The 22896-nt window shown below is 29.7% G+C and carries 21 protein-coding genes and 1 pseudogene; 14 read left to right on the forward strand and 8 right to left on the reverse strand.

Translation table 11 applies throughout. From position 1 onward, the window contains the following. Positions 1 to 152 precede the first annotated feature (152 nt). On the reverse strand, positions 153 to 785 hold the full coding sequence (locus COL3_RS21515) for a YARHG domain-containing protein (protein WP_008421294.1): 633 nt from the start codon (positions 783 to 785) through the stop codon (positions 153 to 155). 264 nt (positions 786 to 1049) lie between these two features. On the opposite strand from COL3_RS21515, the gene COL3_RS29640 reads away from it, so the two are divergent. Continuing rightward, a complete protein-coding gene (locus COL3_RS29640; RefSeq protein ID WP_008421292.1) occupies positions 1050 to 1349 on the forward strand; it encodes a serine hydrolase in 300 nt (99 codons plus the stop codon). A gap of 62 nt (positions 1350 to 1411) precedes the next feature. Further along, positions 1412 to 2038: pseudogene (locus COL3_RS29645) on the forward strand (serine hydrolase domain-containing protein); the annotation flags it as partial. A gap of 105 nt (positions 2039 to 2143) precedes the next feature. Here COL3_RS29645 and COL3_RS21525 read toward each other — a convergent pair. Next, on the reverse strand, positions 2144 to 2944 hold the full coding sequence (locus COL3_RS21525; protein ID WP_008421287.1) for an AraC family transcriptional regulator: 801 nt from the start codon (positions 2942 to 2944) through the stop codon (positions 2144 to 2146). Between the two features lie 260 nt (positions 2945 to 3204). Here COL3_RS21525 and COL3_RS21530 point away from each other — a divergent pair, with 260 nt between their 5' ends. The 7 genes from COL3_RS21530 to COL3_RS21555 all read left to right on the forward strand — a co-directional run bounded on the left by COL3_RS21530 (position 3205) and on the right by COL3_RS21555 (position 10421). After that, positions 3205 to 4599 (forward strand): MATE family efflux transporter, encoded by a 1395-nt coding sequence (locus COL3_RS21530; protein ID WP_008421283.1) that lies wholly within the window; start codon positions 3205 to 3207, stop codon positions 4597 to 4599. Positions 4600 to 4604: 5 nt separating this feature from the next. Then, entirely contained in the window at positions 4605 to 6320 is a 1716-nt protein-coding gene (locus tag COL3_RS21535) for an SGNH/GDSL hydrolase family protein (RefSeq protein ID WP_008421281.1), read from the forward strand. 143 nt (positions 6321 to 6463) lie between these two features. Continuing rightward, positions 6464 to 6619, forward strand: a complete 156-nt coding sequence (locus tag COL3_RS28940) for a hypothetical protein (protein ID WP_008421279.1) — start codon at positions 6464 to 6466, stop codon at positions 6617 to 6619. Positions 6620 to 6903: 284 nt separating this feature from the next. After that, positions 6904 to 7539, forward strand: a complete 636-nt coding sequence (locus tag COL3_RS21540) for an ankyrin repeat domain-containing protein (protein ID WP_008421277.1) — start codon at positions 6904 to 6906, stop codon at positions 7537 to 7539. Between the two features lie 233 nt (positions 7540 to 7772). After that, positions 7773 to 8912: a tetratricopeptide repeat protein gene (locus tag COL3_RS21545; RefSeq protein ID WP_008421275.1), complete on the forward strand. Its 1140-nt coding sequence runs from the start codon at positions 7773 to 7775 to the stop codon at positions 8910 to 8912. A gap of 25 nt (positions 8913 to 8937) precedes the next feature. After that, positions 8938 to 9405: a low molecular weight protein-tyrosine-phosphatase gene (locus tag COL3_RS21550; protein ID WP_008421273.1), complete on the forward strand. Its 468-nt coding sequence runs from the start codon at positions 8938 to 8940 to the stop codon at positions 9403 to 9405. 368 nt (positions 9406 to 9773) lie between these two features. Beyond that, on the forward strand, positions 9774 to 10421 hold the full coding sequence (locus tag COL3_RS21555; RefSeq protein ID WP_008421271.1) for a hypothetical protein: 648 nt from the start codon (positions 9774 to 9776) through the stop codon (positions 10419 to 10421). 38 nt (positions 10422 to 10459) lie between these two features. On the opposite strand, the gene COL3_RS21560 is transcribed toward COL3_RS21555, so the two are convergent. The 4 genes from COL3_RS21560 to COL3_RS21575 all read right to left on the reverse strand — a co-directional run bounded on the left by COL3_RS21560 (position 10460) and on the right by COL3_RS21575 (position 13216). After that, the gene (locus COL3_RS21560) at positions 10460 to 10831 is read right to left on the reverse strand and encodes an HsmA family protein (protein WP_008421270.1); all 372 of its coding nucleotides are present in this window, start codon (positions 10829 to 10831) and stop codon (positions 10460 to 10462) included. Positions 10832 to 10919: 88 nt separating this feature from the next. Then, positions 10920 to 12188: a condensation domain-containing protein gene (locus COL3_RS21565; protein ID WP_008421268.1), complete on the reverse strand. Its 1269-nt coding sequence runs from the start codon at positions 12186 to 12188 to the stop codon at positions 10920 to 10922. 59 nt (positions 12189 to 12247) lie between these two features. Continuing rightward, positions 12248 to 12721 carry a GNAT family N-acetyltransferase gene (locus tag COL3_RS21570; protein WP_008421266.1) on the reverse strand — a complete coding sequence of 158 codons (474 nt, stop codon included), beginning with the start codon at positions 12719 to 12721 and terminating at the stop codon, positions 12248 to 12250. 171 nt (positions 12722 to 12892) lie between these two features. Further along, positions 12893 to 13216 (reverse strand): helix-turn-helix domain-containing protein, encoded by a 324-nt coding sequence (locus COL3_RS21575; protein WP_008421263.1) that lies wholly within the window; start codon positions 13214 to 13216, stop codon positions 12893 to 12895. Positions 13217 to 13534: 318 nt separating this feature from the next. Between COL3_RS21575 and COL3_RS21580 the strand changes: the two genes are divergently transcribed. Further along, positions 13535 to 13936 (forward strand): pyridoxamine 5'-phosphate oxidase family protein, encoded by a 402-nt coding sequence (locus COL3_RS21580; protein WP_008421260.1) that lies wholly within the window; start codon positions 13535 to 13537, stop codon positions 13934 to 13936. A 198-nt stretch (positions 13937 to 14134) separates the two neighbouring features. Here the strand turns inward: COL3_RS21580 and COL3_RS21585 are convergent, their stop codons facing one another. Continuing rightward, positions 14135 to 14722, reverse strand: coding sequence for a TetR/AcrR family transcriptional regulator (locus tag COL3_RS21585; protein ID WP_008421258.1), 588 nt, complete (start codon positions 14720 to 14722; stop codon positions 14135 to 14137). A gap of 189 nt (positions 14723 to 14911) precedes the next feature. On the opposite strand from COL3_RS21585, the gene COL3_RS21590 reads away from it, so the two are divergent. The 3 genes from COL3_RS21590 (at position 14912) to COL3_RS21600 (ending at position 20615) form a co-directional block, all read left to right on the forward strand. Beyond that, a complete protein-coding gene (locus COL3_RS21590; protein WP_008421255.1) occupies positions 14912 to 16234 on the forward strand; it encodes a hypothetical protein in 1323 nt (440 codons plus the stop codon). 78 nt (positions 16235 to 16312) lie between these two features. Further along, on the forward strand, positions 16313 to 17521 hold the full coding sequence (locus COL3_RS21595) for an efflux RND transporter periplasmic adaptor subunit (protein ID WP_008421252.1): 1209 nt from the start codon (positions 16313 to 16315) through the stop codon (positions 17519 to 17521). A gap of 13 nt (positions 17522 to 17534) precedes the next feature. Continuing rightward, entirely contained in the window at positions 17535 to 20615 is a 3081-nt protein-coding gene (locus tag COL3_RS21600) for an efflux RND transporter permease subunit (RefSeq protein WP_008421250.1), read from the forward strand. Between the two features lie 60 nt (positions 20616 to 20675). Here COL3_RS21600 and COL3_RS21605 read toward each other — a convergent pair whose 3' ends face one another. Beyond that, positions 20676 to 21578: a glycyl-radical enzyme activating protein gene (locus COL3_RS21605; protein WP_008421248.1), complete on the reverse strand. Its 903-nt coding sequence runs from the start codon at positions 21576 to 21578 to the stop codon at positions 20676 to 20678. Between the two features lie 322 nt (positions 21579 to 21900). On the opposite strand from COL3_RS21605, the gene COL3_RS21610 reads away from it, so the two are divergent. Then, the gene (locus COL3_RS21610) at positions 21901 to 22653 is read left to right on the forward strand and encodes a DeoR/GlpR family DNA-binding transcription regulator (RefSeq protein WP_008421246.1); all 753 of its coding nucleotides are present in this window, start codon (positions 21901 to 21903) and stop codon (positions 22651 to 22653) included. Positions 22654 to 22896 lie beyond the last annotated feature (243 nt).

Consider the following 22896-nt stretch of genomic DNA (forward strand, 5'->3'; position numbering starts at 1 on the left):
CTTCTTAACTTTGCTTAGACTTTTTTTAAACTGTCTTTGACAAAGGGTACATTTTATTTTAAAATAAAGAAGTTTTTCTCTTTATAATGTATATTTAAAATAATAATATATTCTAGATAAGAAGGTTATTGGAATTTACATTAATTTTCTAGTTAGTTCCATTTGATTCCTCTTCTATCTTCTTCTGCTTTTATAAGTTCTACATTATAAGTCTCTATATTATTTAGAGAGACATTTTTAGTAATTGGTTTATACCAGCTTTGAGCATAAAAATACGTTCTAAATTGTTCTAAGCTAAATATATAACCATGTCTAGCATAAATTTCATTTCTAGCAATACCTAATTCGATGTTACTTAAACATGAAATTTGGCTTTTAGTTAGATAAGATGAGTCACTATTACAAAAAATAAAACTTTCATGAGCAGTATTTGTTGGAATTGGATCTCGTATAATTATAACATCTTTTTTTTCAGGTTTTGTATCACCATTTATATTAATAGTTACATTAGATTTATCATCAGGAAGTTGACTTTGCTTATTTTCATCTGCATTTGTCTTAGCGTTACTATCAGATTTATCATCAAAACTTCCAGCTTTTTTGCTTTCGCTTTCAGTTGTTTTATCCGAAACATCATCTGATTTACTTTCAGTATTCTGATCTTGTTTAGTTTCTTTTGCGGCTGATTTATCATCTGAATTAAAACTGATAGTAAGACCGCTGCAACTTATAAGAGTAAAGGCAATTAAACTACAAATAATGCAACTTATTATTGACTTCTTCATTAAATACTCCCTAGTAATTTTTTATTAACCCTGAGTATAATATTCTTTAACATTATTTTTTGACTCAATTTTTTAAGTTATATTATCTGAATATGCCTTCATAAATAGATCCAATAAATGTAGCAATTTTTCAAAAAACACCTGAATTATTGAATGCCATTGATAGCAAGAAGATTGATGTAGGAATAGTTGATTCGGTTATCTAAAATATTCATTAATAAAAGATAATAGCATTTCCTTAAGAACTTTAAAAGATTATACTCAATGAGTAAGCCTATTACTGCAGCTGTTGTGATGATACTTCTGGAACGAGGGGAAATCGATTTATATGAGCCAGTAAGTAAGTTCCTTCCAGGATTTAAAGAACAAATGGTGCAAAAAGGTGATAGTTTGGTTCCAGTTGAAAGGGAAATAATTATTAAAGATTTACTTTCAATGACGTCAGGTTTAGTATATGGCGGAAATCACAGAGTAGGGAAGGATACAGAAGCTTTATTTAAAGAAATTGATTATAGGCTGCTTGGTGATTCACCAATGAACACAATAGAAGCTATGAATAATTAGGAAGATGTACATTAGCATTTCAGCCTGGTACTTCCTGGGAGTATGGAACATCAGCAGATGTACTTGGAGCTGTTGTTGAAATAGTTAGTGGTAAAAGGTTTGGTGAATTTCTAAAAGAGGAGATATTTGAACCATTAGGTATGAAAAATACTGGATTTTGGTTACCGGAAGAAAAACGAAATCGCCTTGTAAAAGCTTATGAAGATAATAATGATGAATTAAAACTCTATACTGGAAACAATTTGGGAATAATTAATAAGATGGACAGGGAGCCAGCATTTGAATCTGGAGGAGCTGGTCTTGTTTCTACCATAGACGATTATGCAAGATTTGCTTCCGTGCTTATGAATAAAGGAAATTTAGATGAAGTTCAGATTTTACGTCCTCACACAGTTAATTATCTAACGTCAGGATCATTAAGTGCTGCGCAACAGAATAATTTTGATAATTGGCTTACCTTATGCGGTCATAGCTATGGAAATTTAATGCGAGTAATGACAGATTGCAGCAGAGCAGGGGATTTAGGCAGTCCAGGAGAATATGGATGGGCTGGCTGGCTTGGTTGTTATTTCTGTAATTGTCCAAGGGAAGAGTTAACCTTTTTGTTTATGACGCAAAAAACCGATTGTGGTACAAGTCCCCTTACTAGAAAATTAAGGAATATTATTTTAAGTTCATTCTGTAAATAGTAGAATTTAATACATTAATAAAATAATAATCAGAAATGTTAGTCGAGGCTTTTTTATGATTAAGAAAGTCTTGACTATAATTTTGTTATAAATTATAAATAAGAATTAGTGCTTAGAACTTTCGATTCTGAACTTTGTAGGAGTAATAGAGGTAAGGTCTTTAAAAATCCTATTAAAATTTCTTTGACTTTCAAATCCACATTCCAAAGCTATAACTGTGATTGGAAGATCTGTTTCCATAAGCAGCTTCTGGGCTTTATTTATCCGTAGTCTATTTACATAATCATTAAACTGGTAGCCGATTTTATTAGAAAAAATTCTTGAAATATAGAATTTACTGAAACCTAAATCTTTAGCAATGATATCTAAAGAAATATTGTCCAGATAGTGTGCCTCTATATATTTCAGTAGATTTTGCATTTTACTGTTATAAAATTTGCTGCTTTCTTTTAATATAAAATAGCCATCGAGCTTTCCAAGTATTGTATATAGAAGTCCTTTAATAACATATTTGTTATTATTATTTTTGAATTCATCATACAGCATAAATAAAAGAGTACTTATTCCCTCATCAATGGTGGATTTAGGGATAAATGGATTTTTCAATGTCTTATCCATTCGTATACCAAAGAAACTTCCCGCTATGTCAGGTGAAAAAATAAACAGCAAAATTTTCGAAAATTCTTCACTGTTAAAGCTATGTACATCATTAGGAAAGATTACAGCTGCCTCGCCAACCTTCAGACAGTATGACACATCATTTATTGTAACTTCTATAGAGCCTTCAATAACATAAGCTATTTCCACATATGGATGTAAATGTGGAGGAAAGCTGAAATTTGCCAAAATACCTGAGCGAAAAAAGTCTTGTTCCCCTGATTTGCTTGCTTCGAAAAAAGGATACATAAAGAGCGCCTCCAATTTATTGAAATGTTTGTTAGCATAGAATTCCCAGTAAATTATTACATAGTATGATTAAAATATTAGTCTACTTAGGTTCTTTAAAAAGATGTAATAAATTTTTGAGGACAATAGAATATAAAAAATATAACACGTACTGCAATATATGTCTACACTGGGTTAATATATTGCCAGCTAAATTTATTAAATTCATGTAATATAATAATTATGAATGTGAATTAACAAAAGAGGGAGAGTATTAAAATATGTCACAGAAATATGTACATGATATGACAGAAGGGAATGAAGTTTCTCATATTATAAAATTTACTTGGCCGATGCTTATTGGTAACGTATTCCAACAGTTTTATAACTTAATTGATTCTATTGTTGTAGGAAAGTATGTTGGTGCTAATGCTTTAGCAGCAGTAGGTGCCTGTGGTTCCTTAAGCTTTCTTTTTTTCTCAGTATGTTTAGGATTATCGGTTGGAATTGGCATTATTATTTCACAATATTTTGGTGCTAAGAAAGAAGCACAAGTAAAAAGAGCTATTGCTAATTCAACCTATGTAATTGGAGTGTCAGGGATAATTATGAGTATAATAGGTGCGGTTTTTGCGCGCCAGGTTTTGCAACTTTTGAATACACCTCCTGAAATTTTAGATGATTCTGTAGCATTTTTAAGAATAGCATCTGGAGGAATGATAGCTGTGGCAGCGTATAATGTTATAGCTGCTATACTTAGAGCTTTAGGAGATTCAAGTACACCTTTAATTTTTTTAATTGTTTCTTGTGCAATTAATGTCATATTAGATTTGATTTTTGTTTTAAAACTTGTCTTGGGTGTATCAGGAACGGCTTTTGCTACAGTTATTTCACAGGCATGTGCTGCAGTGGGCTGTCTAGTTTTTGCATTACTCAAGAATCCATATTTCAAATTAAAGAGGGAACATTGGAAAGTAAGTAACTCAATTATTACTAAATGCATAAGAATAGGTGTGCCTGTTGCAGCACAAAACTCGTTGATTGCAGTATCTTTAGTAGCACTCCAGAGTGTCGTAAATGGATTTGGAGAGACAGCCGTTGCAGCCTATACTGCTACCAGTAGAGTAGAACAACTAATACAACAGCCATTTAATTCTATAGGTGCAGCTATGTCTACCTTTGCAGGGCAGAATGTTGGTGCTAATAAATTGGATAGAGTAAAAAAAGGATATCATAAAAGTATTCTAATTGTAGCTGGCTTTAGTTTTTTAGCACTTTTAGCGGCTCAATTTGGTGGACAGGCAATTATGGAAGTGTTTGTTAAAGATGAGGCTGTAATAAATCTTGGGGACAAGGCAATAAAGATTACTAGCTGTGCATATTTCCCTCTTGGAATGATTTATGTTACAAGAGGCGTGTTAAATGGTACTGGAGATGCATTTTATGCAATGATTAACGGTTTTGTTGAAGTAGCCGGAAGAGTTGGATTTTCTATTAGTCTCGCTATGATTCCTTTTTTAGGAGTTTGGAGTGTATGGATCACAAGTGGATTAACATGGACTATTACGGCTATAGCAAGTGTCATACGCTATAGTCAGGGAAAGTGGCAAGATAAATCACTAGTTAAACCTGTTGATAAAACCATAGATTATAGAAAATATATAAGAGAGGAATAATCAATATGAAAAATAATACGCAATCAGGGCCTAAAGCCCCTAAAGATCCACAAGAAAAACGCAGCGGCTTTTATATTATGATAGATAAAATTTTAGAAGCTACTGCGCGATTGGAAGCAAAGCCTTCCCAAGATATTTATTTAGATGAAGGACGTTTAGCAACTAACGCTCAATTTGTAGGAGGTGTTGAGGATGAAAATATCCTTGAATTTCTAAAAAGCTGGGAAGGTGTTCATAAAATTGTTCACAGTATTGGAGTGACTGTAACAGCATCTTATGATGTGGGAGATATTGATTTTGTATTTCACAACTACGGAAAAATAGATAGATATGGAGGTGGAACACAAATTAAGATACCTTGCACAAAGGATGGCTCTGAGGTAATACTTAAGCTTGAAGATTATGTGTGGTTAGAGGATGACGATGTTGTTGGAAAGATGGCTTTTGAATTTGAAAAACCAGGATTAACAGCAAAGGCAACAGTGAAGATTTATCTACAGGATGGATATGAAGTGCCGGAAATTTCTGTTGATCCACCAGTGGAATTTGGAAGTGCTCAATATAATTCTATGATTTCAAAGTCGCTGTTGAATATAGGTAATAACAGAAGGCTTAAAACTGCAATAGATAGAGCAAGAAAAGGAGAAGATATCACTATTGCTTATATCGGAGGTTCCATCACTCAGGGGGCAGGAGCAAAACCTATTCACACAGAGTGTTATGCTTACAGATCATATGTAAAATTTAAAGAAATGTTTGGAAATGATGGGGGGAACAATGTTTATTTTGTAAAGGCAGGAGTAGGGGGAACACCTTCTGAATTAGGTATGATACGGTATGACAGAGATGTTCTCAAAGATGGAAAAGTGAAACCAGATATAGTTATTATTGAATTTGCAGTAAATGATGAGGGAGACGAGACTAAAGGCATTTGTTTCGAAAGCTTGGTTCTAAATATACTTTCTGCTGAGAATAAGCCTGCAGTAGTTTTATTGTTTAGTGTATTTGCTAATGACTTTAATCTTCAGGAAAGACTTTTACCGGTAGGAAAGCTTTATGATCTGCCAATGGTAAGTTTATCTGATGCTTTGGTTGAACAATTCAGACTTACGAAAGAGGAAGGAAACATAATAACTAAAAGACAGTATTTTTACGATATTTTCCATCCTTCTAATGATGGACATGTAATAATGGCAGACTGCCTCACTTATTTATTTGTACAGACATTAAAAAATTCTTATGATGAAGAAGATATAGTACTTGATAAAGTTCCAGTTATTGGAAACTCGTTTGTAGATATACATCTCATTGATAAGAAGGACAATGCATGTGGAGCAGTAATCGAGCAAGGAAGTTTTAAGGAAACAGATAAAGACCTTCAGTTTGTAGAAATGGATGTTAATCCCTTTGGAACACCACAATTTCCATATAATTGGATGCATACGCCTGAATCCGGAAATGAAAGCTTTTGTTTGATTGTTAACAGTCGCAATCTTTTGTTAGTTTTTAAGGATTCAGGAAGAATGGATTTTGGTAAGGCAGAGGTTTATGTAGACGGAAAATATGTTCTTACTGCAAATCCACGTGAAGTAGGATGGACTCACTGTAATGCAGCTATTTTATATCAAGAGGAAAGCAGCAGAGAACATAAGATAGAAATAAAGATGGCTGCTGACAGCCAGGATAAGTATTTTACTATTCTTGGATTTGGATATAATTAGATAGCGATGTGATAAAAACTAAATTTGTAGTACTCGATTATATTTATTTTGCTTTTTTTACTAACACTTATAGCGATTATAATTTATGATAGTGGTTAATATATTATTACAAAGAAAATTATAATTAAGGGAGGTATATTCAAATGACATTAAATAATAGTGGAGTGCACAAGAATTCTCTATCTAAAAAAAGAACTAGTTCAAATACAGTAAAATCTGATGTTGGAGCAGAAATTGGTTTTCCCAATAATAAAGATAAAGGCCATGGAAAAACAGAAGGAATAGTTGGAAAAGAATAGAAAATGAAAGAATCATAAATACAAAATAGAGTTATTAATAAATAAAGCGATGATAATCAGAATTTAAGGAAGATTAGTTACAGTTTTCTAGGTAACTGATCTTTTTAATTTATTTAATATAATAGCAAAAGATATACGCCAAAGAAATACTTAATATTGAAAGATTATTGGAATGAATGGTAAAATGTATAGAAGAATTAATAGGAAGGAAATATAAGATTTAAGGAACAACTAGCTAAATTTAGAATAAATAAATTTAGACTAACTTATTGGAGGTAATTATCATGAAGATCCATGAAATTTTGTTTGGTTCAAAACCAAAATCTATTTCAAGATCAATAGAAAAGGGGAAGTTGGATGAAATTGAAAATTTTATAGAAAATGGTGGTAATGTTAATGAAAAATACGATGATAAAAGTCTGCTTCATTTTGCGATAGATAATTGTGGAAATAATTATTTTGAAGTAATAGAACTGTTAATTAATAATGGTGCTGATATAAATAGCAATCAAAGTTCTTATAAAGAAATACCGTTACATAGACTTTGTGCAAGAATAAGACCTAGAATGGATGTTATTAAATTGTTATTAGAAAGAGGATCTAAGGTAAATACCGAAAATATAACAGGTAAAACTCCTATATTTAATTGTAACTTTAGTTTCTCAGTTGAGCTTTTGAATCTTCTTCTTAGTTATGGTGCAGATATAAAACATACTGACAAGTATAATAATACTGTTTTACATGATGATTATATACTTTGCGGTGATAATGAGGATTTTGAGGAGTATTTAAAAATATTTATATCTCACGGAGTGGATATAAATTCGAAGAATAATGTAGGACACACACCACTAGAATTATGCAAGAATAAGTATATTGAAAATATATTAATAAAATATGGGGCAAAGAGGAGTCTCTAATCATACCGTTGGATGCTGTTATAAATAGTATCTGGCGGCATTTTTATTTGAGAAAATACGCATTATAATAAATGCTAGGGAAACTGCAGGAAAATTAGTTGATGGGCATATAATAGATAGACAAGATTTTACCAATAGCACTTTTAATTGAATTTAATAGCATAATTTGTTAGAATACGTGTATACAGGATGTCTGATTTTTTGGGAACATAAAGTTTTTAGGGGGGAGATATTTGGTTGATTTTGATTCAGAAATAAAGAAGGTTCATCCAATTAATATAAAAGAAATAGAGTTAAATAAATATAGAATTGATGATAATATTAAGAAATCTATTATTTTATATAACACAGCGATAGGAGAAATGAAGAAAGGCAACTTCGACTTAGTAATAGATGATTTAAAAAAAGCTTTATCCTATAATAAAGATTTTACAGAAGCTATTAAATTTTTGGGATTATTTTATGTAAATATAAATGATTATAAAAAAGCTGAAAAAACTTTTAAAAGTCTTTATAAATATGAAATGTATGATGAATTAATAAATGAATATATGGAAAGCTTATCAGTTAAAAAATCTATATCTAATGATGTAATGATTTTAGAAACAGTTGAACATATGTCTAATACTGAAAAAGTGCAAGCTGGTACAGCTAAAAATCTAATAAAAAAGAGTGCCATAAGTTTATTAATTGTCATTATTGTTATTATTGGGGTAGGCATGAACTATTTTTATCCAGAAACTATTCAAGGAGTTATAACAAAATTTAAGACAAGCAGTAAATGGGCCGAAGACAAAGTGCAAGCTGACAATATATCTAATTCTAAGGTGGAAGCAAATAAAAAATCAGATGAAAATGAGTCTTTGGTAGAAGAAAAAACTATATCAAATGAAAAACAAGAAAACACTCAAAAGAATATAACAGATGCTAAATTAGAGGCGGATAATTATAATAAAGATACTGTTCATATGTTAGATGATGCTGAAAAACTCTTAAATGACGAAAGGTATGAGAAAGCTGCTGGCATTTTAATAAACATGAAAGGCAGGAATTTTGATAATCAGACCCAAATAAGATTTAATGAGCTTTGGCAGAGTTTAAATCCAAATCCATTATGGAAGATATATAATGAAGGAAATAAATTGTATAAGCAACAGAATTATACTGAGGCGCTTCCCAAATTAATAATAACTTCAGAGATAGATCCTAACTTAGATATAATGCCATGGATTACTTTTCAAATAGGCATGTGTTATAAAGAGACAAATGATAAGGCCAACGCCATTACATATTTTAATAAAGTGAAGGATAACTATCCAAAGTCTGAGTATGTCTCAAATGCTCGAATGATGATAAGTGAAATTGGTAATTAAAGTTAAATTATAGAAGGAGTTTTTTATGGTAAAAGTAATGTTTGTATGCCATGGAAATATATGCAGATCTCCTATGGCAGAATTTATATTTAAAAATATGGTAGAAGAGAAAAAATTATCAGATAAATTTTATATTGCTTCGTGTGCTACGTCTATGGAGGAGATTGGAAATTCTGTTTATCCACCTGCAAGAAGAAAGCTTATGGAACATAATATAACTTGTGAAGGAAAGCGTTCAGTACAATTAAGAAAAGAAGATTATAGTGAATATAATTATTTAGTGGCTATGGATCAAAAGAATATAAATAATATATTTAAGATTATAAAAGAAGATCGTGAAAAGAAAGTGTACAAGCTTTTAGATTTTACTAATAATCCAAAGGACATTGCTGATCCATGGTATAGCGGAGATTTTGATACAACATACAATGAAATATATGAAGGCTGCGAGATGTTATTAGATTACATAATTAAGAACGAAAAAATGAGATAATATTAGATGATTCCATATATAATTTATAGGTGAGCAGTCTAATACTATAGCTACAATTTATGTAGTCGTGGGATATTGGAAATTTGTTTATAGAAATATTTATAGTAAACATTTGGGTTTAGAATGCATTTATAATTTTAAGAATTACAAAAAATAGAAAGCTGAAATTTTCTTAAACTTAGAAAATTTCAGCTTTATTATTTATATTGAAATCTTAAATAAATTTAAGTTAGGGATTAAACGTCCTAAAATTTATATAAATAAAAATTTTATATTTCTTCACAACTAAAAATTTAAATACATACATTAAAATAATAATTTACAATCTAGAGAGAGCTAAAATTAGTATGATAAAGGTGTGATTATTAATGATAACCGATACAAGGCAAAATAATGATAAAGAAATAGAGATTTCTCCTACAGAAGATTTAATGCGAGAACATGGAATTTTACATCGTGTATTATTGATTTATAATGATGCAATAAAATACTTAAGAGGTCAAAAAATAAATAATCAGTTAAACATTTATTATATTATTAATAGAACTGCGTGTATAACTCATAAATTTATCGAAGGGTATCATCAAAAATTAGAGGAACAATATGTATTTCCAAGATTTTTACAAAATAATAGGCATATTGAACTTATAAATACGCTTCGTATTCAACATGATGCAGCTAGCAGAATAACTGAAAATATACTACATCTTTCATCAATAGAAAAAACATTTTATTTTCAAAATAGTATATACTTAATACAATCATTAATAACATATATAAACATGTACGAGCCCCATTCTGCTCGTGAAGACACAGTTGTTTTTCCAATCTTTCATGAACTAATAAGCCGAGAAGAATTTGATAAATTAGGAGACCTATTTGAGGAAATAGAAGAACAAAAATTTGGTAAGGATGGATTTACAAATATAGTCAATGAAGTAGCTCAAATTGAAAATATACTAGGTATTTACGATTTAGCTCAATTTACACCAATAGAAGCAAGTATTATTTCTTAAATAATAATATAATAAATAAAAGTATTTATACTATGAGGTTAACTTTTTGCCATTCCTAAAATTGCGCCTGATATAAAAGGTATTAACCAAATAATCCATACTGAAATGCTAAATTTGTGAAATTTAATTTTAGCATTTTCATTATTTTTTATTAAAACAATTGTGGCCCAAAGGGCATGAAAAAGCATCAAAAATATTGCTAGTAGCCCAGTTATACCATGAAAATTCAATTGGAAACCACCCGCAGCAATTTTACTCATAATTGTTGTTCCTAAAGTATCAAATATTAATCCTAAATAAAATATAATTAAGTGCCAAATTTTGAGCTTGCCTTGCATTTTTTCACTCCATACACCAATTGTGTAGAAGATGAATGCAGAGGTAATGGATACAATAGCATAAATTAGCATAATAGGTTCTCCTAATTCTTAAAAATTAATTTACCTTAGTATTTCTCAGTGCTTATCTTAGTATTCGCATATAATTAAAGAATAAACATTATTTATGGCATAGAAGTTCATTCTTCATATCCATTAAAAATTGCTCAATGCATATTTTATCTTCAGGTGTACCATATAGGTTACAACTTAATGTACACGTATTATCATAAGTTGATACTGCTATTTGAAAATAAGGAACATATTTCACAGCGCCTGTAATGTAAGTATGAGTAATCTCTGCATCATTAAACCTAAGCTGTTTTTTATCTATTACTCCAAGATTAGTAAAAGACGTTACTGGAATAGTAAAAAATTTATTGAATACCTTATGTAATATTGCAAATGGCAATAAATTAAAAACTAGTTCTAATATTATAACAGGTTTTAAACAATTATCATTTGATTTCTGCTCTTTTATCTGCTTAGAAACTTGTATTAGGATGTCTTCAAATGAATCATTTTTCATAATTATAACATCACAGATAAAATTACTGGTAAGGTTACAGATACCGTGTTCTTGATTAGGATATAAATATTTTCTCAAGTCAACTGGGCAAGGAATTATAATTCTTTCTTCACCTGTCCTCTTATGTAAAACCTTCATATAAGCCGTAATTATTAAGTCATTTACAGTTACATCTTTATTCTTAGCATAAGCCTTTATATGAGCAAATTCATCTTTTGTAATATCGAGAGCAACGAAAAGAGGATTATTCTTATCACCTTGAAGTGAATATTTTAACTCATTTTCTTGTTTAGAAAGGTTATATTTTGAGAAGAAAACATTTAATTTTTCTGTGAATTTGAAATTATTTAGAATTTGATAAGAATTCCTTGGAAGTGATTTTGCATTAAGTAAGTTTTTATTACCACTTTTACACTCATTGTAAAGATTACTAAGCGTATATAAATACTCCTTAAAACCTGCTCCGTCACACAACATATGATTTATTATAATACATAATGTATCAGTATCTTGTTTCTGAAAGAGGTAAATCTTTAACTGAGGTTCCTTAGTTATATCAATTGTAGATGCTAATAATTTTGTTTTTTGTTCTTCTTCATTTGAATCTGCTATAACAACACGAACAATGTCTTCTCCTGTGAAATTTTTTTCTTCCCAATAAGGTCTTCTTGCTGCTATATTGAAGCAGCAGCTAATTAAAGGATTTGTTTTTAAGGATAAAGTTACAGCTTTTATAAGAGCAGCTTTATCTATATGACATGAAAAATCAATAAGACAATGAATCAATGGTTCGTGCACAGAACCATAAAAGTATTGCATAATATCAAAAGCTTCCGCTTTAAATTTTTTGGATTTTGTCATATAAATTGATCATTCCTTTCTTGTTGTAGCAGATACAAAACAATATTTTTATAATAATATCATTTAGCTATTTTGAGAGTCATCCATGTAATTTCGTCAGCTTCATCATTTTGAACCTCATCTTCAACAAATCCCATTCTTTTGTAAAATTCAAATCCATTTCTACTGCTTGGTACATGTAATAAACTCAATTTTTTATCTCTTGAAGTTTCTAATATATATGAAAAGAGCAGTTTGCCTACGCCTTTACCATGATTTTGAGGATGTACAAAGAAGTTCGATATACAATACTTAGGAGAACAGTTATCTCCAAAGTCGGCTAGAGCACCAGTAGCAATTATTTCTCCTTCATTCTCTGCTACAAAGATTTCCTTCCAAGTCATTTGAATTTCCCAATCACTTAAAGTATTATGCTGCTTAAATTTTTCAAGAACGTCTTTTGAATGAGTTTTTATCATTACTTCATCATAATTTCTATTTAAAATATCTATAACTTTATTAATATCTTCTTTTTTAATTTTCCTTATATTCATTTATTCACTCCTTGACTTTATTTTACCATTATAAACAGATTATAGCATAGTTTAAGGATATAACATTATTAAAATAACTTAGAAAAGAACGGACTTTATTTGTCCGTTCTTTCACTTATCATAAATCTCTTTAGTTTTAGTGATAAAAATTTATGAAACCTTTGTATTTCTTTATAAGGAAAGATTTTTTTTATAGGAATTTCCCCATTTATTCATAGAGTCAAGGACAGGTTTTAAACTATATCCAACTTCAGTTAAAGTATATTCAACTCTCGGAGGGACTTCAGCATAAACTTTACGAATAAGTAAACCTGACTCTTCCATCTCTCTCAAATTTTGAGTAAGAACCTTTTGGGTTATTGAACCGACAGATTTCTTTAGTTCTCCAAAGCGCTTCGTTCCTATAAGTAAATCTCTCATTATTAAGACCTTCCACCTATTTCCTATAAGCTGCAAAGTCATTTCTACAGGACAAGCAGGCACTTCTTTAACCATCTAAACGCACTCCTTTCTAAATGGTATACTTTTGAATGCTTACTTTATATTAAATACTATTGAAATAATTATAAAGTTAGCATTAAAGAAAATCAATATTAATATTAGTGAATTAGTATTTATGAAAATACTTTCGATAACTCTATTTTTTATTAGTATCCTATAGGAAACTATACCACTTTAAAGTGCTTACTTCACAGGATTAATTTAGTTAATTATAATGAAAACATAGGAAGTGGCCACTTCGTGAAGTAATGAACTTAGAATATAAGTTTTAAATAATTATAGAAAATGTTTTAGGAATAAAGGAGATCAAAAATGAGAGAAGTAGTTGAATTTTTACAAGCTAACCCAGTTCAATATTTAGCGACAGTAGGCCGCGATGGAAAAGCTAAATGCCGCCCGTTTATGTTTTTTTCAGAACAGGAAGGGAAGTTATGGTTTTGTACAAACAATACTAAAGATGTATACAAAGATATGAAAGTAAATCCAGAAATAGAGATATCTGTTTCTAGTCCTGAATATGCATGGATTAGACTAAGCGGAAAGGCTGTATTTGAAAATAATATGGCAGTTAAAGAAGGATGTATGCTAAGTCCTATTGTAAAAGGAACATATAAAGAAGCTTCAAATCCAATTTTTGAAGTATTCTATTTAGCAAATGCAAAAGCAGTTATTGCAGATTTTTCTGGTAACCCACCAAGGAAATATAATCTATAAGGAAAGTGTTTGCATTGCGGGAATTGTAAATTAGTTTGTACATTTAAAGCAGTTAAAAAAGGTGATCAAAGTTATCGGTAAATGCTTTGGTTATTCAAAAAAAATTATGTGTAAAAAATAAGAAGTGAAATTTTTTTAAGAATATCACTTCTTTTTTTGCTGCTTTAAAAGTAATTGATTCTTATAAATGTTTTTAAGCTACTCATCTATGGATAAATAACTAATCATTATATCACCATAGTTAACCATATCATTAATAGAAACAGGCATATTGTTTTCAAGCCACCACTTGGCTAAGTTTACTATTGCAGCAGAATAAAATTCTGAAATAATTGGTACTGGAATGGCAAGCTTAACTCCATTTGCTATATTACCTTCTAAGCTTGACTTTATACATTCAATTACTGTTCTCTTTAATAGCTTTGTTGTTGAGCCATTATTCAGTAACCCTATAGAATATAATTTTTTATTTTCATGCATATGTTCAAAAAGAAGTCTAATTAAATTTACATAATACTCTCTTGAATTTACATCATAAGCAGAATTTAAGCTTTTTTCTTTAAAATCTATCATAATCTGGCCTAGTAAAAAATCAAGCAATTGATACTTATCTTCAAAATGTTTATAGAAAGTAGTTCTATGAACCATTGCTTTATCGCATATATTGGAAACACGTATATCCTCAAAAGCTTTTTCTGTAAGCAAAGAAGTTAACGAATCAAATAGCAATTTGTGTGTTCTTCTTATTCTCAAATCGAGCGTCCCATCAACTATTTCGTTGGTCATAAATTCCTCCTAAAGAAATAATCTACACATATGTTAATGTTGTAGATTAACTATATAAATCAAATTTATTGTTTCTTGATATGTTCATGCTTAAAGTATAAATTATAAATATACAGTTGTAAAGATAATATACATATGTAGATTATATGTAAAGATTAATATTGATTTAATAAAAGAGGTGAATATTAAATGAGAAAAAATATGAAAAATGTAATTGCAATTGGAATTATATTAAGTGTAATAAATAGTAGTATTGTACCAGCATTTGCATCTGATAATACTGGAAGTTCAAATGCATCAGAATTAGACTTTTCTTATGACAATGAGAATTCTTCTAACCTTCAAAGTGGAGAAGCTACTGCAGGGAAAACGCTTCTTACTTTAGACAAAGCAATAGAAGCAGCAATTAATAATAGTGACAAATTAGCATTAAAATCAAAAGAAATAAAATACTATCAAGATAAAATGAATTTTCAAGAAAAAAGCAATGATTTTTATGAAGCTATAAATCAAAAGGTATACGATTATCCATACGATAAACTTCAACTTCAGGAAAAACAAACAGAGCAATCAAAAAAATTTTTAAAAGACCAAATTGCAAGTGATATTACAAATAAATTTAATGACATTTATTTAAAACAAATTGATATAGGTAAATCTAAAAGAAATTTAGAATTAAAGAAAAATGAATTGGATTATCTAAAGGGAAAACTATCTTTAGGAATGGCTACAGATAACCAAGTTAATGATGCACAGATTGAATTTAAATCCCTACAAGATGATATTACAGCAAAAGAAAATTTATTAAATGATAGTAAAGATTATTTTAAAGTATTGACAGATCTAGATTTGAAAAATACATATGAATTGGAATACGAAATGAATTATACAAAATATAAAATAGATGGCTCTATTGATGATTATATTGATAACAAACTTGATATGTATTTTAAGTATGATGATAAAATACTAGATTTGACTAAAGATTATTTGAAGGATTTTAAAGAGGATGGCATAAAGGATGTTATGGATGAAGAGCCTCCTGCAGAACCAGATAAATCAAAATGTGTTATAACAGATGCTGATGGTAATACTGTTTTTGATTCTGGAACATATGCTTTAAGTTTAATTAACTATGAACAGGAGCTATTAAGCTATTATGAGAAACTCAATTCTTATGGATCTTATTTAGATGGAAGATATAATTACAATGAATCTAAAGTTAAATTAGAGGATACTAAGAAGAGTCTTAAAAATGTCTTAAAAGTAAATTATTCAACCCTTCTTGATTTAGAAAATAAGATTGAGAGATTGAAAGAACAAGTTAATTCAACAAATACAAAGCTTACATTTGCTAAAGCACAAGTAGACATGGGGTTAATGCTGCAAAATGATTATGACAAGCAAGTTGTGGCTAGTAATGATTTAGATACTTCATTAATAAAACTTGTTAATACTCATAATAATCTGAGAGAAAGTATAGAAAAACCATGGATACTAAGTAACAAGTAATTTTTTATTGAGTGAAAATTATAGAAAAAAGATAATTATTTTATTCTACATATGATGTTTTGAAAATGGGGAGGGTATATGAATAAGAAGATATTAGCTGTTTGTTTAGCGTTTTTTAATTTTATTGTATTAAGTGGATGTAGTAAATCAGATTCAAAAGCAGATGTAAAAATATATCCAGTAAAAGCTATAGAACTCAATAATGAAAGTTATCCTGTTTCATTAGAATATGAAGGAATAACAGGAGGAAGTGAAGTGAGAAAACTTTCATTTAAAAGTTCGGCTAAAATATCAAAAATATACGTATCGAAAGGACAGCATGTGAAAAAAGGAGACAACCTTGTTGATTTAGATAAAACTGATTTGAATTTTGCAATGGAAGGGGCAAAGGCTCAAATGGATGCAGCCACTGCACAATATAATAAAGCAGTAAATGGTGCGACAGTAGAGGATATAAATAAAGCACAAATAGCTGTAAAAAATGCTCAAGATAACTATGATTATTGCAAGGATTTGTATGATAAGAATGTAACTCTATATCAAATGAAGGCTGTAACCCAGCAACAAATCAATGATATAAAAAATAAATTAGATGGTAGTGAAAGTGCGTTAAATGCAGCAAAAGAAACTTTGACTCAACTTCAAAATGGAACAAGGGAAGAGGATAAGCAAGCAGCATTAGCTCAATTAAATACTGCAAAGGCTAATTATGATTCAAAAGTTGACTTGGATAAGGATGCCTCACTTACAGCAGATGAAGATGGATATGTGGTAGATGTTCTTTGTAAAGAAGGAGAAATGCAAGCGGCAGGTTATCCAGTTATATTAATTAGAAGTGAAAATCAGGTTGTTACTGTTGGATTATCTGATGAGGATGTAAAGAAAGTCCAAATAGGAACAAAAGCACAAATTAAAATAGATGATGAAACTTCTGAAGGAGAGATTACAAATATTGTTCAGATGTCTGATAAGCAGTCAGGTACCTTTAGTGCAGAAATTAAACTTTTAAGCCCAATAGATAATAGTAAGTTTTATATTGGTCAATCAGTAAAGGTTAATATTAATAATGGAGAAAAGGCTGGAATATGGATTCCTATAAGCAGTATTTTAAATGATGGAGAAGATTATGTTTATGTTGTTGAAGATGGACATGCTATAAGAAAAAATATAACACTCGGACAAACTAATGAAAATGAAGTATGTGTTGATGGGTTAAAGTCTGGAGATAATCTTGTAAGCGAAGGCATGAAAAATATAAAAGCTGGATATCAGGTTTCGGTAGAATAAAGGAGAATGCATTATGAGATTAATTAACGCTGCCATAAAAAATAAAAAGGTAATACTATTTTTAGTAGTTATAGCTATTATAAGTGGTTTTTACTGTTATTATATTATTCCTAAGCAGGAAAGTCCGGATGTTTCATCTCCAGCTGCGATGATTACAACTATTTATCCGGGGGCTTCTCCAAACGATATAGAAAGTTTAGTTACAAAAAAAATTGAAGAAAAAGTTGAAGAAATAGATGGTTATGATTATGCAGAATCTTATTCTGAAAATAGTGCTTCTATAGTTATTGTCTGCTTAAACAATGATGCTGATAAGGATAAAGCATGGAGAGATTTAAGAGACAAAATAAAAGACTTAAAATCTGAACTCCCAGATGGCTGTCAAGATAGTGAAATAAATACGAATCTTACAGAAACAGCTGGAATGATATTAAGTGTATCTGGTGATAATTATTCTTATGAACAGTTAGGAAATTATGCTGATGATATAAAGAAACAATTAAGCAACGTTAGCGGTATTTCCAGATTTGATGTGAAAGGGAAACAGGATAAGCAGGTAAAAGTAGATGTAGATTTAAGCAAAATAAATAAATATTCTATTTCTCTTGAAGATGTATGTGCCGTGTTAAAAGCACAAAATATAGAAATTCCATCTGGAGATTTAGATTTAAACAATGGGAAGATAAAGGTAAATACTCCTGGTAGTTTTACATCTCTTCAGGATATTCAAAATACAATTGTTGGTGTTTCAACAGATACTGGACAAACCATAAAGCTTAAAGATATAGCAAATGTTCATATGGATTATAATGATGATTCTAATTATAAATATACTTATGATGGGGAAAATTCAGTTTTACTTGCGGGCTATTTTCAAGATAATAAAAACATAGTTTTAATAGGTGATGATGTAAAAAAGAAATTGAATGAAATAAAAAAACAATTACCGCAAGATTTAAAAATAGATGAAGTTACATTTCAGCCTAAAGATGTAAATAACTCGGTTTCGTTCTTTATGGAAAATCTTAGAGATGGAGTAATCCTTGTAGTAATAACTGTTCTTATAGGAATGGGATTTAGAAATGCAATGGTAGTTTCAGCGGTAATTCCAATATCAATTACTATGTCATTTATTGCAATGGAGGTACTTGGAATTAAAGTGCATCAAATGTCTACTACAGCACTTATTATTGCTCTTGGAATATTAGTAGATGATGCAATTGTAATTGGAGATGTGGTGCAGGTTGGAATTGATAAAGGAATGAATGGAGATGAGGCGGCCTTTCATGGAATAAAAAAATTATTCGTGCCTGTATTTACTTCTACTTTAATTATTGTAGGTGCTTTTTCACCACTTTTAAATATACCTGGTGCAGTTGGAGAATTTATGAGGACATTGCCTCAAGTTGTAATGATATGTATAACATGTTCATATATTTCAGCACTTTTTATTACGCCTGCTATGTCATCTCTATTTTTTAAAAAGAGCAAGAATGTAAATAAGGAAAGTAAAGTCAGAAAAATGTTCCATAAGCTTTTAGCTTACGGACTTAACCATAAGAGAAATGTTATTATAACAGCTATATGCGTGTTTATACTATCAATGGGGTTAATGAAATTGTTAGGAATGCAGTTTTTTCCTCATGCCGATAAAGATATTGTTTATATAGATGTTTCTAATGAAAAAGTTGATGATATAGATAATACAAGCAACTTAGTGAAACAAGTAGAAGAAGTCGTAAAATCACAAGAAGAAGTTACAAGCTATACTTCAGCTATAGGTGGAGGTTTGCCTAAATTTTATATTACCGTGCCTAGTATTGCACCAGCAAAAAATACAGCTCAGATTATGTTAAAGGTAGACCTTGGAAAAACTAAAAGGTTTGACACAAGAGAAAAATTAGCTGAGTATCTGCAAAGTCAACTAGATAGTAAAATTTCTGGAGGGGCTGCAACAGTAAAGCTTTTAGAACAAGCACAGCCAATAGGTGCACCAGTACGTCTGAGACTTACAGGAGATGATTTAGATAAGCTTTATGCAGCATCAGATCAAATACAAGAAAAATTAAGGAATATTCCAGGGACCTTAAATGTTAGGGATGATGCAGCGAAGAAGACTTACGAATATGAAGTAAATATAGATAGCATTAAAGCCATGCAGCATGGTTTGCTAAAATCAGATATTTTAAAACAAATAAACATTGCCCTAAAGGGATATAGCAGCTCTGTGTATAGGAAGAATGGAAGTGACTATGATATATTAGTTAAATCAAATATAGCATCAGTAGAAGATTTGAAGAATCTAGAAATAAAATCGAGTATTACAAAAAATAAGGTGCTGCTATCAGAGGTAGCTTCCATAAATCTTAATTCACAACTAGATCAAATAAAGCATTATAAGAAAGACAAAGCTGTAACAGTGTACAGCGATGTAAAAACAGGCTATAACTCTGTGAATGTGGAAAATACTTTAAATGAAGAATTAAATAAAATGGACTTAAATGGAGTAAATGTCCTTTATGACGGCGAAAAGCATCAAATACAAAAGAATTTCACTAGTCTCGGCTTGGCGGGGGTATTTTGTATAATAATAATTTATGTAATTCTATTTGTTCAATTTAAATCTTTTATACAGCCCTTGATTATAATGTGCTCACTTCCACTTTCTTTAATGGGAGTAGCAATAGGGCTTTTAATATTTAGAATGTCCATATCGTTAACTGCTGTAATGGGAATAATAAGCCTCATTGGAGTAGTAATAAGAAATGCAATTCTGCTTGTTGAATACATAATTGATGGCAGAAAAGAAGGTCTTTCAATAGATGAAGCTTGCCTTCATGCTGTAAGCCAAAGATTTAGACCTATAATATTAAGTTCAACAGCAACAATTACAGGACTTATACCTCTTGCATTTTCTAAAAGTGCTTTATTTGGGCCTATGTCAGTAACTATAATATTTGGATTAGCATCAGCTACTTTCCTCACATTTGTAGTGGTTCCAGTGGTGTATTCTTTAGTTAATACTAAGTTAGAAGAAAGACCAATTAAGATTTATAAGGTAAATATCAATTCAATGATGTTTTGGAAAAAATAATAACTAAAATAAAGTACAAATTAGAATTTAATACTTTCTGTTTGTACTTAATTTTTACTTTTAGAAATAACAATCAAACCCATGTTTAATGAAAATATTCTTATATTCCAATAAATCTTCCTCATGAAGTTGTTGTACATTCTCAAACGTATAAAGTTTGTTTAGGAGCTCGTACTTTTTTTGTCCAAATTGATGAAAAGGAAGTAGGTTTACTTTCTTTGCATTAACTGATTTTAGTAACTTACAAAATCCTTTAGCATCTTCTAAACTAGAGTTTATATTAGGTATTACAGGAATGCGTATAATGACTTCTTTTTCTATATCAATAGCAAGTTTTAAATTTTCAATAATCAAATCATTATAAACATTTGTAGCTTTAAAATGCCTTTCTCTATCGTAGTGTTTCATGTCAAATAGTAATAAATCTACATTTTTAATAAATTGTACAAATATTTCTTTTGAAGTATATCCGGTAGTTTCAATTGCTGTGTGTATGTTTTTTTCTTTTAGTAGTTTTAAAAGTTCCGATGCAAACTCATGCTGTATTAATACTTCACCACCAGATAAAGTAACACCTCCATTAGATTCTTCGTAAAACAGTTCATCCTTGATAACATCTTTCATAACTTCAGAAAGAGTTAAAAACTCGCCTTCTGCTGAAAATGCTTTGTTAGGACAGGAATTCTTGCAAGTAAAACAAGAAATACATTTATTTGAACTAATTTCTATATGATTATTATTTAATGAAATAGCATCTTTAGGACAAACGTCTATGCAATGAAGGCATTGTACGCACTTAGTTTTATCACATACAATTTGTATTTTATTATCTTGAGATTCCGGATTGGAACACCATAAGCAACTTAGAGGGCAGCCTTTAAAAAAAACTACAGTTCTGATTCCAGGACCATCATGAATACTGTATTTTTGAATATTAAAAATACAAGCTTTTATATCGTTCATAAAAACACCTCCATACACGAATTAATATAAGACTAGTATTAAGACTACCCAATTAATTTAAGGGTTATCTGTTTATTTAATGTTAACATGAAAATTTTTAAGTGTAAATAAAAACTTTCATATGAAACAACTATGTGTTTCAAAAGAATTTGAGAATGCTGTTTACTATTATTTAAAATAGTATATAATCATTAATAAGCACATTTACTTTTATTCGAAATATAAATAATGCATTTTGTAAATAGATTATGATATAATTACCATTGGACTAAGGCATACTACATAGTTTTTTTGAAAATGCCAAAGAAAAGGAGGAGTTTCTATGACAGATAGGTATACAAAGCTTCTTGAAATTGTCAACGAAAACAAGCGTATAGAGGTTAGCAAATTATCAGAGCTTTTAAATGTGTCTCAAGTGACTATACGTAAAGATCTTGGTGCATTAGAAGAAAAAGGATTATTAAAGCGTGAACATGGTTATGCAGTCATGACTTCAAGTGATGATATTAATAGCAGGTTAGCTTTTAATTATGATATAAAACGTAAAATAGCACATTTAGCATGTGAACTTGTGAGTGATGGTGAAACAGTTATGATTGAGTCGGGGTCATCCTGTGCTTTACTTGCAGAAGAACTTGCATACAATAAAAAGGATATAACTATAATAACTAATTCTACATTTATTGCAAACTATATTAGAGAAGGAAATGCGAAAGTAGTGTTACTTGGAGGGGATTATCAACCAGAATCTCAGGTTGTAGTAGGCCCTCTTACTAGAAAATCTGTTAAAGACTTTTTTGTAGATAAATTGTTTATTGGAACAGATGGCTATAACTCTAAAATTGGATTTACAGGAAAAAACTTAATGCGGACTGAAACAGTTCAGGCTATGGCTGAAAGTGCTAATAAAATTATAATATTAACAGAATCATCAAAGTTTTCAGAGAGAGGAGTAGTAGCACAATTTAAAGCTGACGAGATAAGCTGTTTATTCACAGATACTAATATTCCAGAAGATGTTTTAGAAAGCTTAAAGAAAGAAAATGTAGATGTTCAAATGGTAAGTGTAAATTAATATAGATGCAATATATCAAACTTAAAGAAAGACTAATTATGTTGATTGATTACTAAAGAATATAATTAAATGATTTCTAATGAAGAAATCATTTAATTATATTTTAATGTAACACTTGATGAAATAATTAGGCTTTCTTTTTTATGTGTATATTTCATAACATATTAACCTCATAATTTTTTTATAAATATTACTTTGTATTTCAAAAAAACAATAAATTAGTTTCGAATGAAACTAATTTAT

The sequence above is a fragment of the Clostridium sp. LS genome (assembly GCF_002760435.1).
Taxonomy (GTDB): domain Bacteria; phylum Bacillota; class Clostridia; order Clostridiales; family Clostridiaceae; genus Clostridium.

Bases quoted from the DNA above. Each gene is read 5' to 3' on its own strand.
- COL3_RS21515 (WP_008421294.1), bottom strand. From the start codon at position 785: ATGAAGAAGTCAATAATAAGTTGCATTATTTGTAGTTTAATTGCCTTT.
- COL3_RS29640 (WP_008421292.1), top strand. From the start codon at position 1,050: ATGAGTAAGCCTATTACTGCAGCTGTTGTGATGATACTTCTGGAACGA.
- COL3_RS21525 (WP_008421287.1), bottom strand. From the start codon at position 2,944: ATGTATCCTTTTTTCGAAGCAAGCAAATCAGGGGAACAAGACTTTTTT.
- COL3_RS21530 (WP_008421283.1), top strand. From the start codon at position 3,205: ATGTCACAGAAATATGTACATGATATGACAGAAGGGAATGAAGTTTCT.
- COL3_RS21535 (WP_008421281.1), top strand. From the start codon at position 4,605: ATGAAAAATAATACGCAATCAGGGCCTAAAGCCCCTAAAGATCCACAA.
- COL3_RS28940 (WP_008421279.1), top strand. From the start codon at position 6,464: ATGACATTAAATAATAGTGGAGTGCACAAGAATTCTCTATCTAAAAAA.
- COL3_RS21540 (WP_008421277.1), top strand. From the start codon at position 6,904: ATGAAGATCCATGAAATTTTGTTTGGTTCAAAACCAAAATCTATTTCA.
- COL3_RS21550 (WP_008421273.1), top strand. From the start codon at position 8,938: ATGGTAAAAGTAATGTTTGTATGCCATGGAAATATATGCAGATCTCCT.
- COL3_RS21555 (WP_008421271.1), top strand. From the start codon at position 9,774: ATGATAACCGATACAAGGCAAAATAATGATAAAGAAATAGAGATTTCT.
- COL3_RS21560 (WP_008421270.1), bottom strand. From the start codon at position 10,831: ATGCTAATTTATGCTATTGTATCCATTACCTCTGCATTCATCTTCTAC.
- COL3_RS21565 (WP_008421268.1), bottom strand. From the start codon at position 12,188: ATGACAAAATCCAAAAAATTTAAAGCGGAAGCTTTTGATATTATGCAA.
- COL3_RS21570 (WP_008421266.1), bottom strand. From the start codon at position 12,721: ATGAATATAAGGAAAATTAAAAAAGAAGATATTAATAAAGTTATAGAT.
- COL3_RS21575 (WP_008421263.1), bottom strand. From the start codon at position 13,216: ATGGTTAAAGAAGTGCCTGCTTGTCCTGTAGAAATGACTTTGCAGCTT.
- COL3_RS21580 (WP_008421260.1), top strand. From the start codon at position 13,535: ATGAGAGAAGTAGTTGAATTTTTACAAGCTAACCCAGTTCAATATTTA.
- COL3_RS21585 (WP_008421258.1), bottom strand. From the start codon at position 14,722: ATGACCAACGAAATAGTTGATGGGACGCTCGATTTGAGAATAAGAAGA.
- COL3_RS21590 (WP_008421255.1), top strand. From the start codon at position 14,912: ATGAGAAAAAATATGAAAAATGTAATTGCAATTGGAATTATATTAAGT.
- COL3_RS21595 (WP_008421252.1), top strand. From the start codon at position 16,313: ATGAATAAGAAGATATTAGCTGTTTGTTTAGCGTTTTTTAATTTTATT.
- COL3_RS21600 (WP_008421250.1), top strand. From the start codon at position 17,535: ATGAGATTAATTAACGCTGCCATAAAAAATAAAAAGGTAATACTATTT.
- COL3_RS21605 (WP_008421248.1), bottom strand. From the start codon at position 21,578: ATGAACGATATAAAAGCTTGTATTTTTAATATTCAAAAATACAGTATT.
- COL3_RS21610 (WP_008421246.1), top strand. From the start codon at position 21,901: ATGACAGATAGGTATACAAAGCTTCTTGAAATTGTCAACGAAAACAAG.